The following is a 14,511-nucleotide window of genomic DNA, read 5'->3' as shown; positions in this document are numbered from 1 at the left end:
TCTTCCTGGTGTTCGGGTGGCGCGCACCGGCAGGCAGCGCCGGCGCCGCCAAGCGCCGGGTTCAGTTGTAGGTCAAGGTGAGCGTCGCCCGCCCGGTCACCGAGCCGGCGGTCGGCCGGTCCGCGGTCTGGTAGTAGCGGGTGAACAGCTGCACGGTGGTGGTCGGCGCACTGCCGGTGAAGCTCCAAGGCTGCTGCATCGCGATCGCGGGCCCGGTGGCGCTGCGCGCGATCTGCAGGCCCACGCCGGTCGCCGCGCCGGCCCCGCTACGCACCGTCAACACGTTGCCGTTGTTGCTCGGCGTGGTCTGGTCGGTCAGCGAGGCCCGGACCGCGATGCCGCTGTAGGGGCAGTTCAAGGTGATCTGCGGCATCGCTTCGAACCGGGCCGGGGCCCAGCCCACGCCGGTCATCAGGTTCATCGACACGTCGGCCAGCGTCTGGGTGATCGAGGTCGTCTGCGTCGAGCAGGTGCCCGGGACGATGTTGCCGCCCGAACCGATGATGTTGAACAGCTGCGACCCGGAGCCGAAGTTCTCGCCGACCGAGGTGCCGAAATAGATCACCGCCATCCGATTCGCGACGGTGTTGTTGGACGGGAAGATCGGCCCGCCCGCGATGTTGCCGGCAGTGACCTTCCACAGCTCGGCGCGCGCCGTCATCGCCGGCAGCGTGCAGAGTTGGCCGCGCGAGCAGGTGACGCGGTGTCCCAGATAATTGAGCTGGCGCCCGTCGGGGCCGAACAGCCGCACCACCAGGCCGGGGATCAGCGTCGGAAAGTCCTTGGGCGACCATTGCCCGGAGCCGATCAGGTCCGACAAGCCGAACAGTACGTCCGCCGCGTAGTTATACGTCGGGCGACTGGGGTTGGACTGGCAAAGGTAGGTTCGGGCGGGCAGCGACAGCTGCACGGTCGCCAACCGGCCGGTGCCGGACGTGGTCACGACATTGCCGAAGTTGACGTAGATCGACCGCGGAAGGGTATTGCCGTCGGTGATGTCCAGTACGCACGAAGCCGAGGCCACCGGCGCGGCCAGCGCCAGGCCGATTGCGGCCAGCCAGCGAGGGAAAGGGTTGATGCGTTTCATGATGTCCGATTCCTGGGAGGTGTGGTCGAGCGGCGCTAGCGGAACGTCGCCACCACGGTGGCGCGCGCTTGCACGCTGCCGCCGCGGATGGGTTCCCCGGGCAGGCGGTAATAGGTCGCCGTCGCGCGCAACTCGGCCCGGCGCGAGTCGATGGCCACGTCGTACTGGCCGGTATTGGGGGCGATCACGGCGTCGCTGCCGTCGTCCAGGCGCATCTCGATGCCCACGCCGGTGGCCGCGCCGGTGTTGACCAGCACGTGGGCCGGCGTGCCCACCGTCGCGCCCTGGAACGAGAACGACACGGTCGACAGGCTGGCCGCGCAGTTCTCCGCCAGCACCCGGAATGGTTTCCTCGACCCGGCGACCGGCCCGTTCGCCGCGGCCAGGTCGCCGGCGTTGACATTGTCCAGCGCGACGGTCTGGTCGACGCTGTCGGCCGACAGCGAGCAGGTGCCCGGCGTCACCCGGCCGCGGATGGTGATGTCCGTCGCCTCCTGCGCCCATGCGGGCACCGTGACCCCGCCGCAGGCCAGCAACAACGCGACGGCAGCAATGACGTGCCTCATGTCAGGGTTCTCCACCGGCGGCCACGACCAGGGGCGCTTGCCCTTCGGCGCTCGCGCCGTAGTCGTTGATCGTGGCGTAGTCCACCCGCAGCGGGCCGTCCGGCACCCCGGCCATGCCGGCGATCGGGAAACTCGCCGAGGCCATCGGCGCGACCATGTCGGCCTCGACCTCGTAGCTACGGCCGCCGCCGGCCAGCGAGACCTTGTTGAAGCTGACGTGGTAAGGCGTCGGGTTGCGCACCTGCAGCGCCTTGCCGCCATTACCGGACACGGCCAGGGACCAGGCCAGTTGCTTGGCGCTCTCGTCGGCCACCCCGGCCAGCCGGCCCGGGCGGTAGAACAGCTTGATGCGGGTGCGGAACGCCAGCTTCAGCGCGTTCCCGGCGCCGGCCTCGCCGGTGTTCTTCGGCAGCTCCAGCACGTTGAGCCAGTACATCGACTCGCGGTCCTGGGGCAGGCCCGCGGGCGTGCCGATCACGCGCAGGGTTTGCGCCTTGCCCGGCTCGATCCGCGCCACCGGCGGGGTCAGCACGAACGGCACCTTGGCCTGTTCCGGGGCGGCATTCGGGTCGCCGTCGTCCAGCCATACCTGCACCAGGGCGGGCGACGGATCCTGGTTGGACAGCTTGATGGTGACCTCGGACTCGTCGGCCTGGTAGATCACCCGGGTGCGATTGACGACCACTCCCGCCCAGGCATGCGCCTGGACCAGGCTCCAGATCATCAGGGACATCCACGCGATGCGGATCGAGCGCTTCATGGGGTTGCTCCTATCGAGACGGTCGGGTGCCGCGCAGCGGCGTTATCGGTATCGTTGCCGCCGGCGGCACGCAGGCCAGGGACGGTTTCCGGTGCGGGCCCGGCGGCAGCGGCGGTGCCCGGCGCTTCGGTGCCGAGCACGCAGGTGGCTTCCATGCGTTCCTGGCCTGTCGGCGGGGCGTCTTCCGCCAGCGGTGGCAGCGCCACTTGCATGTCGCAGCGGTCGCCCTCGCCCTGGCCCCAGCGCACGGTGAGCACGCCGGACTCGTGCATGCCGTTGACGAAGACCTGGCTGGCCTGGCCGACGATGCCGACCCGGTCGCCACGCGCGTCGAACACCTCCGCGCCGAACGGCATCGGGCGTCCGTCCGGCAGCCGGGCGTCGATCAGCAACGCGCGGCCGCCGCCCTGGGTCTCGTACTTGAGCAGCACCACCGAGCCGGCGCGCGGCGCCACGTTCTGCGCGGTTTCCTTCAGCTCCACGTTGAGCGCGGTGCCCTTGGGATCCAGGCCCACCGTGTTGAGCACGTAGGGCGTCAGGTACGGCACGACCGCATAGCCGCGCGCATCGACCACCGCGCCCTGGCCGCCTTCGACGCGGGCGCCGGCGGCATCCGGCGCATGCACCAGGCCGACCGTGTCGCCGGTCGGCAGCGACAGCGTCAGGCCGCCGCCATGGGCCACCACGCTGCCGGACATGCCGGCGCTGAACTGGTGGTAGCCGTTGCCGCGGCTGTAGCCCCCCTGCAGGTTGGCCCGGCTGCCGTTGTAGTGCCCGAACAGGCCGAGCGTGGTGCTGCCTCCGTCGCGGCCGAGGGTGCCGTCGTAGGTGAACCGGCCTTCCTCGCCGGCGGTGCCGTTGAGGCTGAGCTGCGTGCTGGTGCCGTCGCGGTCGGAGCGGCCCAAGCGCCCGCCCAGCATCGGCGGACGCGGCGCGGTGCCGAGCGGCACGCTGACATTGAGTTGCACCAGCGTGTCGCGGCGCCCCTCGGCCGGGAAGTACGGCGGCTCAGGGAATCCGGGAGCGCCGTCGACCGGGCCGGCGCCCGGCCGCCACGCATCGTCGAAGCGCTCGCGCGTGCGCTGCACCGACAGGCTGAAGGTGGCCGACCTCCAGCTGTTGCTGTAGCCGGCGGTGAAGTCGACCTGCCTGCCGCGCTTGTCCCAGAAATTGCTGCGGGAACCGGTCAGGTAGACCTGCCCGCCCCGTTCGCCCAGCTGCTGGTAGATGCTGGCGTCCATCCGGTTGCGGATGCGTTGCGGGACGTAGTCGGCCTGCCCGTGCAGCAGCGCGTCGCGCAGGTGCACCGCCTCGTTGAGGCCCAGGTAGCCGCGGGTGGAATACCGGTACGCGGCCACCGCGAAGTTGGTGCCCGTGCGGACCACGTTCTTGTTGTAGGCGACGCGGAAGCTGTTGCCCTGCGAGTCGGCCCGCCCCGGCAGGTAGGCGCGCGCGTTGCTGAAATCCAGCGAGAGCGCGCCGAGATCGGTGTTGAGCGCGCCGCCGAGGAGCAGCGAACGATAGCCTTCGGCCAGGGTCACGCCCTGGTAGGCGGTGACGCGGTTGCTCAGGCCGCGCTGCAAGGTGGCCTGCAGCGCCATCGGCTGCTTGATCAGCCGGGGCGAGGCGACCTTGCCGATCGCCACCTCCCAGCGGTTCTGGCCGGCGCGCAGCAGCTGCGGAATGGCCGAGAACGGCACCGCGAACTGCCTGACGCGGCCGTCGGCCTCCAGCACTTCCACGTCCAGGTCGCCGCCGTACCCGGTCGGGTACAGGTCGTCGATCACGAACGGGCCCGGCGCCACCGTGGATTCGTAGATGGTGTAGCCGCGCTGCTTGATGCGCACGCGCGCGTTGGTTTCCGCGATGCCGCGCACCACCGGCGCGTAGCCGCGCTGCGACTCCGGCAGCATGCGCTCGTCCGAGTACAGGCGCAGGCCGCGCAGGCGCACGCTGTCGAGCAACTGGCCGCTGGTATAGAGATCGCCCACCAGCAGCTGCGCCTTCGCGTCGGGCAGGTCGCGCTGCAGGTAGGTGGCGTTGTTCTCGTAGCGCCGGCCCTGGTGCTGCGTCCAGCTCATCGAGCCGAGGTGGAACGCGTGCCATCCTCCCAGGCTCAGCGACGCGTTGATGCCGAGATAGCCGTGCAGGCGCCCGCCGCCGCGTCCGGTGGACCGGTAGACGTTGCCGTTGTAGCCGAACACGGCGGCATCGATGCCGCTGTCCCAGAGCGCGGGATCGACGTAGCCGCGCGCGTCGCGCCGGGTATAGACCTGCGGCACGGAGATCGACAGCGCCTGCTCGCCGCCGTCGAAGTCGACCGTGGCGCCCGGGATGTAATCGTCGAGCGCGCCGCAGAACGCGCCCTCGGCGGGGATCGCCTTGCGTCCGGGGTGCGCGTCGCCGGCGGCCACCTTCTGCAGGTCCACGCCGTAGTTGGACAACGACGCCGCGTCGAAGCACGGGACCACCTCGCCGGTCGCGGGGTCGTCCACGAACACGATCTCGCCGCGCGTGCGCCAGCGCTCGTTGAACAGGATGTCGCCGCGATAGGTGCCCGGCAACACGGCGTTGGCCCGGTCGAACCGCGACAGGTCGACCTTCGGCGCGACGCCGCCCAGGAAGAAGTCGGCGTCGAACATGCCGCCCGGCGACGGCGCGGCATGCGCCGTGGCCGAAAGCACGCTGGCGATCATGGCCGGCAGCATTGCGCGACACGCGCGGGCGGTGCGCGGCTGCTTGTTCGGTTTGTCCATTTCTCGGCGCATAGGTCTGCGTATCTGCGTGCGGTGGAATGCGGCCGGCCGTCGCCCGTCCCCGGAGGCGTTCGCCTCCGGAGCGCGGGCCTGGCCGGCGGGAAAGTCGTGGGGTTACGGCGAGAGCGGGATGAGCACCTGCGTCCTGCCGCCGAAGTCGGAAATCGTCGTGAAGTCCACCTTCGTCTCGCCGGCAGGGCGGCCCTGCAGGCCTTGCAGCGGGAACGTCGCGGTCGCGCCAGGCGCCACCATGCCGCCGCTCCGTTCGGCGACGATGCGGTCGCCGGCCTTCAGCCCGATGCGGGAGAAGTTCACGTGGTACGGCGTGGGATTGGTCGCTTGCAGCGCCAGCCCCTTGCCGCCTTCGCCGGCGACCAGTTTCCAGGCCAGCTTCTCGCCGGCCTTGACCGGGTCCCCGCGCAGCCCGTCCGGGCGGAAGAACACCTTGATCCGGGTGCGGAACGCGAACTGCATCAGGTTGCGGTCCTCCGCCCCTTCCAGCCTGGGCGGCACCTCCAGCATGTTCAGCCAGAACACGCTTTCCTTGTCCTGCGGCAGCGGTTCGCGCGTGTACAGCAGGCGCACGGCCTGCCCCTTGCCCGGCTCCATGCGGAACACGGGCGGGAATACCGTGAACGGCGCCTTGGCGTTCTCCGGCGTCGACTTGTTGTCGCCATCGTCGAGCCAGACCTGCACCAACACCGGCTTGTCGCCCTTGTTGGTCAGCTTGACCGTCACTTCCTTGTTGCTGGCCGGATACACCACGCGCGTACCGTTGATGATCACGCTGGCTTCGCTGCGGCCGACGAGCAGGCTCGCTCCCAGGAGCAGGCCCGCCATGACATGGCGTATGACCTTGTTCATGCGTCACCTCGAATGCGGGCGTGCACCGATGCAAGCGTGCACGGAACGAGCCGGCGGCTACCGGATAGCCGCCGGCTCGCTGGACCAAGCGGCGCTACTTAGTTGTAGCTGACCTCGTAGACCACGCTGGTGCTGACGCGACCGGAGGTCGCGGCGCCACCGACGGCCAGGTACTGGGCGCGGTAGTTCAGCGTCGCGGTGTTGTTGTCGCCGATCGTGACGTCGGTGTTGTTGGCCGCGTCGGCCAGGTTGATCGCCGCACCGGCGTTGTCCGTCACCTGGACCTGGGTGTTGCCGGCGCCGCCGGCGACCGGCAGGATCGCGTTGCGCAGCGCGCCGGTGTCGGCGTCCACCTGCGGGCTCGACGGCACGAAGCGCATGTGGGCGACGGTGCCCGCGGCGCAGCTGGCCTCGCCCGGCAGGCCGATGACCACCTGGAACGGCTTGGTCTTGGCGATGTCGCCGGCGTTGGCCAGGTCGCCCAGCGCGGCCTGGTCCAGCGCCACGGTGAAGTTGCCGGTGCCGCCGTCGGTGCCGGCGCCGCCGCTGATGGTGCAGGTGGCATCGGAGACCGAACCGGTGAAGGTGATGGTGCCGCTGTCCACGGCGCTGGCGTTGCCGATCGCGGCGGCGCTCATGACCAGCGCGATGGCGGAAGCGAGTTTGAAGTTCTTCATTGAAAGGTTTCCTTGGGTTCTGAAACGGATCCGCCATCGGGCGGAGATTCCTCCTGCCGCATTGCGCCGGCAGGACCGTCGACATCGCCGACGCCGCGCATGGTGCGTCCGCCCCGGAACCCATCCCATACAAGAACTACGAAAACGCTTTCGCGCCCGCATCGCGTGCCCGTCCCCGCGCGAAACCGTTGCACGGTGCCCGCGCGATGGCGATAACCTCTCTCCACGCCCCAACGCGGATCACCCGAGATGACCCTCATGCCCCGTGCAGCAGCCCCGATCCTGGCCGCCCTGGCGCTGGCCGCGTGCCAGGCACCCTCGCCGCCCGGCGACCAGGCCGCGACCCGCCCGGCAGGCAGCGCCCCGGCGCCGGCCGCGAAGCCGGAATCCGCGCCGCCTCCCGCCGCGGCCGATGCGATCCGCCCGCGCCTCGTCGACCGCGTATGGCGCGCCAAGGACGACGCCTCCACGGTCGAACCGGGCACCACCTACGCGTTCCTCGGCGACGGCACCTTGGTGATCGAGTCCCCGCACGGCACGCCGATGACCGGCCAGTGGCGCCTGGAGGACGGCAGGCTGACGATGGTCGAGGAAGGCGTGCCCTACGATACCGAGATCGTCGAACTCGACGCCGCGACGCTGCACCTGCGCAGCCACAATCCCGCGGGCACGCTCGACATCCCGCTGGTGCTGGCGCCGGACGCGCCGCTGCCCGCGCCGCGACGCTAGCGGGATGCCGGTTGCGATGCCGGAAGGCGCGCGCGAATCCAGCATCGCATGCGATCCGCGCCCTTCCCGTATTCGGCGAACACCGGGGATCGCCTCGCCGAAACCCATGCGGCGCTGGGCGACCAGGCCACCTCGAGAGCGCGGTACGGAAAAGCGCAACATCGGCAGCGCGCCGGAAAGACCGGCAAGTGACTCCCTGATCGGCGCGACGGTTTTCCGCGCCGGTCGCTTGCCCGGATTCGCCCGTTACGTTTCGGGACGCGCAGGCACCGGTACCTGCGTCGGTGCAGCCGCCGGCGTGCCGTCGTCCTCGCGCTCCACGGCCTGGAACAAGCGCAAGCCGTCGCTCGTGGTCTTGTCCAACGCCCGGTAGACCGTGCCGGAATGACAGTACGTACCCCGGCCGATCTCCGGCAGGTCCGCCATGACATCCTGGCCATCGAAGGGGCCCCCTACCAGCATGATGCGCACTCGCATACGAATGGCTCCCTATTCCATGCAGGTTCCCCGTAGCCGCCCCAAGCACTACGGCGCGATGTACGTACGATTATCCCGGCGAAATCCCCGCGTGCCCTTGCCGGGCCAACCGCCGCCGGCACGACGGCTTCCAAATTAGCAGCAGGACGTGGAGGTCGCGCGAAATCGATAATCGCCGATGCTTCTGGAATATTCAGGCCTGAAATACACGGCACGCCGCATCTTCATTGCGAGCGATTGCGCTCCCGCACGTGCCATGCCGCGCGCGTCATGCGCTTCACTGCATGGGCTGGCGAACGATGGTCTTCCACCGGCGCGGGTCGGCGCGGCGGATATCGCTCAGGTAGATTTCGTGGTGCTTGCCGGCGAGCGCCGCGCGCGCCTGGATGAAATCGTGGACCCGCCGGATGGTCGGGCCTTCCTCGCTGAAAGGCCCGACGTGCAGCGTCTGCGCGCACAGGCCCTCGGAGAAATCCTCCAGCCTGAGCGCATCGATCGCGGCGAGCGCCTTCTTCCGCTTCACCCCGGCGATGGCCTTCTCGATCACGGCCGCCGTTACGAAGGACGGCTGCATGATCATCATCGTCCACTTCCACTGGGCGCGGTCGTCGGCGGCAAAAGCCGACATGTCGTCGGACCACCACAAGCCCTCCAGCGGCATGACGGCATAGTCGATGCCGGCCCCGTCCTTCTTCATCAGGAACTTGGCCGCATAGGACACCGAGAACAGCGCCTCGACCGCCGCCGCATACGCGGGCGACGCATTGGGGTCGCCCTGGCCATCGACCATCAGGAAGCGCAAGGCCGGCACCTCGACCTGGACCACATGCGTGGCCGGAGGGCGATAGAGATGCTTGAGCTCGCGCTTCAGGTCGATCCTGCGCGCACCGGCGGCGCGCTCAGCCACACTTGCTGTAGCCGCAATTGAGGCAGGTCGCGCACCCGTCCATGATCACCAGCGCCTTGGTGTGGCACTTGTGGCACATGGTCGCGCTGGGCGGGAAGCTGGTGCCGTCGCCGGTGACGGCGATGTCTTCCTCGTGGTCGGCGGAGCTGGTGAGGCTGGCGGAAGCGCCCTCATCCGCCCTGCGGGCACCTTCCCCCGCTTTGCCGGGAGAAGGGACGGCGGGGCTCACTTCAGCGTTTTTTTTTGAGCGTTCCTCGTACTGGCGGCGCTTCTCGGCAAGGATGGCGCGCTGGTGCTCGCTCATTTCCGGGTCGTGCAGCAGGCCGATGGTCTTGAGGTGCTCCTCGACGATGCTGCCGAGCTCGGCCACCAGCGAGGGCATGTAGACGCCGCCGGCCTTGAAGTAGCCGCCCTTGGGGTCGAACACCGCCTTCATCTCGTCCACCAGGAAGGTGACGTCGCCGCCCTTGCGGAACACCGCCGAGATGATGCGGGTCAGCGCGACGATCCACTGGAAATGCTCCATCGACTTGGAGTTGATGAAGATCTCGAAGGGACGGCGCTGCTCGTGCTCGGTGCCGGCGTTGAGCACGATGTCGTTGATGGTCACGTAGATGGCGTGCTCCACCAGCGGCGATTTGATCTTGTAGGTCGACCCCACCAGGATGTCCGGGCGCTCGATGCGCTCGTGCATCTGGATGATGTTGTCGCCGGGGATCTCGGCCTCGGCGGTGGCGCGCTCGATCGATGCCGCGGGCACGACCGGCGCGGCCTCGCGCGCCCTGTCCTCGGGGGTGAGGACGGAATATCCCTTGATCTTCTTGTCGATCTTGACGGCCATGGCGCTTGCTCGGTTGGGACGCTGGACGGTGTCGCTCGCCCTCCGGCCCCTCTCCCGCACGCGGGAGAGGGGAACGGGGAGGCCTACTTCTTGCTGGCGGTCTTCTTGGCCGCGCTCTTCTTGGCGACCTTCCTGGCGACGGCCTTCTTCGCCACCGCCTTCTTGGCGACGGTCTTGCGGGCCGGGGCCTTCTTCACCGCGCTGCGCTTGGCCACTTTCTTGGCCGCGGCCTTCTTGGCCACGGCTTTCTTGGCGACCGTCTTCTTCGCCGCCTTCTTCACGGTGGCTTTCTTGGCGGTTTTCTTGGCCGCCTTCTTCCTGGCCAGCGCGGCGGCTTCGGCCTTGGCGTTGGCCTTGGCGGCTTCCAGCTTCTGGCGGGCCTTGGCGACGGTGCCGCTGACCGACTTCTTCACCGACTTGGCGGCCTTGCTGGCTTTCTTGGCAACGGTCTTGCCGGCTTTCTTGACGGTCTTCCTGGCCTTGGCGACGCGCTGCTTGACCTCGGCCCTGGCCTTCTCGACGGTCTGCTGGGTGGCGGCCACCGCTTCGCTGGCGGTGCTGGCAAGGGTCTCGCCCAGGTTGGCCGCCTTTTCCTTCACGTTCTCGGCGGCCTGGGAGATGGTCGCCGTCACACCATTACCGTTGCTCATATGCCCTCCTTCAGGGCGTCAGTGTTGAAACGCTGGCGATGCTATACCGACGGAATGAAGCGTGGAACGGGGTAAACGCGCGGCGGCGGGCGGAACGTCGGGCACCCCTCGCCGCATGCGCAGGAACGCGGGGCGGCGGCACCGCAGGACGGCGCCGCGCCGCTCAGAACTTGCCGTAGTAGCCTTCCTTGAGCGCGTCGAACAGGTTGGCGGCGGTATGCAGTTCGCCGTCGTATTCGATCTGCTCGTTGCCCTTGACCTCCACTACCGAGCCGTCCTCCAGCTCGAAGCGATAGGTGGTGTTCTCCAGGTCCGCTTCCTTGACCAGCACGCCCTGGAAGGCGGCCGGGTTGAAGCGGAACGTGGTGCACCCCTTCAGGCCCTGCTGGTAGGCGTAGCGGTAGATGTCCTTGAACTGCTCGTAGGGATAGTCGGTGGGGACGTTGGCGGTCTTGGAGATCGAGCTGTCCACCCACTTCTGGGCGGCGGCCTGCACGTCGACGTGTTCCTTCGGGCTGATGTCGTCGGCGGCGATGAAGTAGTCGGGCAGGCGCGCCTCCGGGTCCTCGGCGAACGGCATCGCCTTGGGGTTGACCAGGTGGCGGTAGGCCAGCAGCTCGAAGGAGAACACGTCCACCTTCTCCTTGGTCTTCTTGCCTTCGCGGATCACGTTGCGGCTGTAGTGGTGGGCGAAGCTCGGCTCGATGCCGTTGGAGGCGTTGTTGGCCAGGCTCAGCGAGATCGTGCCGGTCGGCGCGATCGAGCTGTGGTGGGTGAAGCGCGCGCCGGTCTCGGCCAGCTCGTCCACCAGCTCCGGGGCGACCTCGGCGATGCGCTGCATGTAGCGGCTGTAGCGCGCATGCAGCACCTTGCCCTCGATCCGCTGCCCGGCCCGCCAGCCGTCCCTCGCCATCTCGGGGCGCTTGCGCAACATCTCGGCGGTGACCTCGAAGGTCTCGCTCATGATCGGCGCCGGGCCCTTCTCGCGCGCCAGCGCCAGGCCGGTCTCCCAGCCGGCGATGGCCATCTCGCGGGCGATCGCCTCGGTGAAGTCGCACGACTCGGGCGAGCCGTACTTCATCTTCAGCATGGTCAGGGTGCTGCCCAGGCCGAGGAAGCCCATGCCGTGCCGGCGCTTGCGCAGGATCTCCTCGCGCTGGCGCTGCAGCGGCAGGCCGTTGACCTCGACCACGTTGTCGAGCATGCGGGTGAACACCCGCACCACTTCCTTGTATTCCTCCCAGTCGAAGCGCGCCTTGTCGGTGAACGGGTCGCGCACGAAGGTGGTCAGGTTGACCGAGCCGAGCAGGCAGGCGCCGTAGGGCGGCAGCGGCTGTTCGCCGCAGGGATTGGTCGCGCGGATGTTCTCGCACCACCAGTTGTTGTTCATCTCGTTGACCCGGTCGATCAGGATGAAGCCCGGCTCGGCGTAGTCGTAGGTGGACACCATGATCATGTCCCACAGGTGGCGGGCGCGGATGTGCCCGTACACCTTGCAGGCCACCAGGCCGTCGTCGCGCACGACGTAGCCCTCGTGGCTGGGCCAGTCGCGCCAGACCACCGAGTCGGCGTCGGCCAGGTCGATGTCGGCGGCCTCGTGGCGGCCGAGCGGGAACACCAGCGGCCAGTCGGCGTCGTTCTCCACCGCCTGCATGAAGCCGTCGGTGATCAGCAGCGACAGGTTGAACTGGCGCAGGCGCCCATCCTCGCGCTTGGCGCGGATGAAATCCTTCACGTCCGGGTGCGACACGTCGAAGGTGCCCATCTGCGCGCCGCGCCGGCCGCCGGCCGAAGACACCGTGAAGCACATCTTGTCGTAGATATCCATGAAGGACATCGGCCCGGAGGTGTAGGCGCCGGCGCCGGCCACGAACGCGCCCCTGGGGCGCAGCGTGGAGAACTCGTAGCCGATGCCGCAGCCGGCCTTGAGCGTGAGGCCGGCCTCGTGGACCTTCTCCAGGATGCCGTCCATCGAATCGACGATGGTGCCGGAGACGGTGCAGTTGATCGTGCTGGTGGCCGGCTTGTGCTCCTGGGCGCCGGCGTTGGAGGTGATGCGCCCGGCCGGGATCGCGCCGCGGCGCAGCGCCCACAGGAAGCGCTCGTACCAGTACTCGCGCTTGTCCGGCGTGGACTCGGCGTCGGCCAGCGCGCGCGCGACGCGGCGGTAGGTGCCGTCGATGTCCGCGTCCAGCGCCTCGCCCTGCTTGGTCTTGAGCCGGTACTTCTTGTCCCAGATGTCCTGCGAGGCGGGCTGCATCGGGACCTGGTCGGATCGGGTGCCGTTGGAAACCACTTCCAGACGTACCGTGCTCATGGTGTGGGACTCTCCCTGGGTGGGTGCCATGTAGATGGTGGAGACGGAATCAGGCGCGGGCACGCGCCATCGCGCCGCGGACGCGTCCCTGCAACGGCCAATGCGGCAGGAAACGGTTACGGCGGTAGTCTGCGGCGACGGTCATGCACATCCCTCGAGCGAAGGTGCCCCTGAAACATCCAAATGTTGGGCTTCCTTAATACGATGCCCGCAATATCTAGTGGCATCGCGTAGGCCGCACGCTAACGCCACGCGGCCGAACCTGTCAAACGCGCGCGGCGCCGGCGTGCCGGCGCCGGCGCGTCCCGGCCGGGCGGCTTTTCACCGATAGTTAAATCAGCGCGCGGCAAGCTCGTTCAGCTTGATTTACGCGGACCGACCGCCATCTCTTCCCGCATCCGATCGCACAACCCACGAACCCTCATGCGACCGCTCCCGACCCTGCTGACCCTCTCGCTCGCCGCCGCGTTCGGCGGCTTCGCCGCCACCGGCATCCACGAGTGGCTGGACAACCGCGCCGAGGCCGCACCGGCCCCGGTCCCGACCGCATTGTCGGTGCCGGCCACCGCAGCGCTGCCGGCCTCGGTCGCCGGGCAGCCGCTGCCGACGCTGGCGCCGATGCTGGAACGGGTGATGCCGGCGGTGGTCAGCATCAACACCAAGCAGGTGGTGCGGGTGCGCAACCCGTTCTTCTCCGACCCGTTCTTCCGCCGGCTGTTCCCGGACATCCCGCAGGAGCGGATCAACGAGTCGCTCGGCTCGGGCGTGATCATCGACGCCAGGAACGGCTACGTGCTGACCAACCACCACGTGATCGACAACGCCGACGACGTGCAGGTCACGCTGGCCGACGGCCGCACGGTGAAGGCCGAGTTCCTCGGCTCCGACGCCGACACCGACATCGCCCTGATCAGGATCCCGGCCGACAAGCTCACCGAGATCAAGCTCGCCGACAGCAACCAGCTGCGCGTGGGCGACTTCGTGGTCGCCATCGGCAACCCGTTCGGCTTCACCCAGACGGTGACCTCGGGCATCGTCTCGGCGGTCGGCCGCAGCGGCATCCGCGGGCTCGGCTACCAGAACTTCATCCAGACCGACGCCTCGATCAACCCGGGCAATTCCGGCGGCGCGCTGGTCGACCTGGAAGGCAGGCTGGTCGGCATCAACACCGCCAGCTTCAACCCGCAGGGCAGCATGGCAGGCAACATCGGCCTGGGCTTGGCGATCCCGTCCAACCTGGCCCGCAACGTGGTCGAGCAGCTGTTGAAGAACAACGGCGTGGTGATCCGCGGCACGCTCGGGCTGGAGGCGCAGAACCTGACCTCGCAGATGGCGCAGGGGCTGGGCCTGGACAGCGTGCGCGGCGCGCTGGTCTCGCGCGTGCTCGCCGGCTCGGCGGCCGCGGCCGCGGGCGTGCAGCCGGGCGACGTGATCGTCGGCGCCAACGACCAGCGCGTGGACAGCGCCGAGGCGCTGCACAACTACGAGGGCCTGCAGCCCGTCGGCAGCACGGTGGTGCTGGACGTGCGCCGCGACGGCAAGCCGCTCAGGCTCAGCGCCAAGCTCAAGGAACTGCCGCGCTCGGTCAGCGGCGACGCGCTCGACCCGCGGCTGTCCGGCGCGACCTTCACCGACCTGCCCGAATCGCTGCGCCAGTCCGGCCTCAACGGCGTGCTGGTGAGCGAGGTCAAGCGCGGCAGCCGCGCCGCCGCCAACGGCCTGGCCAGCGGCGACGTGATCGTGGCCGCCACGGCCGGCGAGTTCGCCGACCTGGCGAGCTGGCGCGCCAATTTCCAGCGCAAGCCGCAGCAGCTGGTGCTGCGGGTCGTGCGCGGGAACGTGCAGGTCGATGCCTTGATGCGCTGAGCGCCGGCGCCCGC

General features: G+C 68.9%; 13 protein-coding genes. 2 read left to right on the top strand and 11 right to left on the bottom strand.

Features of this window, described 5'->3' with window-relative positions; genetic code table 11:
* Positions 1-61: 61 nt before the first annotated feature.
* The 6 genes from FD678_RS16310 to FD678_RS16285 all read right to left on the bottom strand — a co-directional run bounded on the left by FD678_RS16310 (position 62) and on the right by FD678_RS16285 (position 6,710).
* The gene (locus FD678_RS16310; RefSeq protein WP_140726103.1) at positions 62-1,087 is read right to left on the bottom strand and encodes a fimbrial protein; all 1,026 of its coding nucleotides are present in this window, start codon (positions 1,085-1,087) and stop codon (positions 62-64) included.
* Between the two features lie 35 nt (positions 1,088-1,122).
* On the bottom strand, positions 1,123-1,653 hold the full coding sequence (locus FD678_RS16305; protein WP_140726100.1) for a fimbrial protein: 531 nt from the start codon (positions 1,651-1,653) through the stop codon (positions 1,123-1,125).
* Between the two features lies 1 nt (position 1,654).
* A complete protein-coding gene (locus FD678_RS16300) occupies positions 1,655-2,413 on the bottom strand; it encodes a fimbrial biogenesis chaperone (protein ID WP_140726096.1) in 759 nt (252 codons plus the stop codon).
* Positions 2,410-5,109, bottom strand: a complete 2,700-nt coding sequence (locus FD678_RS16295) for a fimbria/pilus outer membrane usher protein (RefSeq protein WP_177497856.1) — start codon at positions 5,107-5,109, stop codon at positions 2,410-2,412. The genes FD678_RS16300 and FD678_RS16295 overlap by 4 nt, the downstream gene beginning before the upstream one ends.
* Positions 5,110-5,283: 174 nt before the next feature.
* Positions 5,284-6,033: a fimbrial biogenesis chaperone gene (locus FD678_RS16290; RefSeq protein ID WP_140726090.1), complete on the bottom strand. Its 750-nt coding sequence runs from the start codon at positions 6,031-6,033 to the stop codon at positions 5,284-5,286.
* Between the two features lie 98 nt (positions 6,034-6,131).
* Entirely contained in the window at positions 6,132-6,710 is a 579-nt protein-coding gene (locus tag FD678_RS16285; protein ID WP_140726087.1) for a fimbrial protein, read from the bottom strand.
* A gap of 249 nt (positions 6,711-6,959) precedes the next feature.
* On the opposite strand from FD678_RS16285, the gene FD678_RS20785 reads away from it, so the two are divergent.
* Entirely contained in the window at positions 6,960-7,439 is a 480-nt protein-coding gene (locus FD678_RS20785; RefSeq protein ID WP_140726084.1) for a hypothetical protein, read from the top strand.
* A 246-nt stretch (positions 7,440-7,685) separates the two neighbouring features.
* On the opposite strand, the gene FD678_RS16275 is transcribed toward FD678_RS20785, so the two are convergent.
* The 5 genes from FD678_RS16275 to FD678_RS16255 form a co-directional block, all read right to left on the bottom strand.
* The gene (locus tag FD678_RS16275) at positions 7,686-7,916 is read right to left on the bottom strand and encodes a hypothetical protein (protein WP_140726081.1); all 231 of its coding nucleotides are present in this window, start codon (positions 7,914-7,916) and stop codon (positions 7,686-7,688) included.
* Between the two features lie 277 nt (positions 7,917-8,193).
* Positions 8,194-8,823: a GyrI-like domain-containing protein gene (locus tag FD678_RS16270; protein ID WP_218569784.1), complete on the bottom strand. Its 630-nt coding sequence runs from the start codon at positions 8,821-8,823 to the stop codon at positions 8,194-8,196.
* Positions 8,816-9,664 carry a TSCPD domain-containing protein gene (locus tag FD678_RS20690; protein ID WP_140726078.1) on the bottom strand — a complete coding sequence of 283 codons (849 nt, stop codon included), beginning with the start codon at positions 9,662-9,664 and terminating at the stop codon, positions 8,816-8,818. Before FD678_RS20690 ends, FD678_RS16270 begins: the two co-directional genes overlap by 8 nt.
* A gap of 83 nt (positions 9,665-9,747) precedes the next feature.
* The gene (locus FD678_RS16260; RefSeq protein ID WP_140726075.1) at positions 9,748-10,314 is read right to left on the bottom strand and encodes a hypothetical protein; all 567 of its coding nucleotides are present in this window, start codon (positions 10,312-10,314) and stop codon (positions 9,748-9,750) included.
* A gap of 163 nt (positions 10,315-10,477) precedes the next feature.
* Entirely contained in the window at positions 10,478-12,631 is a 2,154-nt protein-coding gene (locus FD678_RS16255; protein ID WP_140726073.1) for an adenosylcobalamin-dependent ribonucleoside-diphosphate reductase, read from the bottom strand.
* A gap of 423 nt (positions 12,632-13,054) precedes the next feature.
* Here FD678_RS16255 and FD678_RS16250 point away from each other — a divergent pair, with 423 nt between their 5' ends.
* Entirely contained in the window at positions 13,055-14,497 is a 1,443-nt protein-coding gene (locus FD678_RS16250; protein ID WP_140726070.1) for a Do family serine endopeptidase, read from the top strand.
* Positions 14,498-14,511 lie beyond the last annotated feature (14 nt).

This window comes from Pseudomonas sp. Hp2, from assembly GCF_006386585.1.
Lineage (GTDB): Bacteria > Pseudomonadota > Gammaproteobacteria > Xanthomonadales > Xanthomonadaceae > Pseudomonas_S > Pseudomonas_S boreopolis.
Note: the sequence above shows the minus strand (reverse complement) of the source record. Positions and strands in the feature narration are given on the sequence as shown.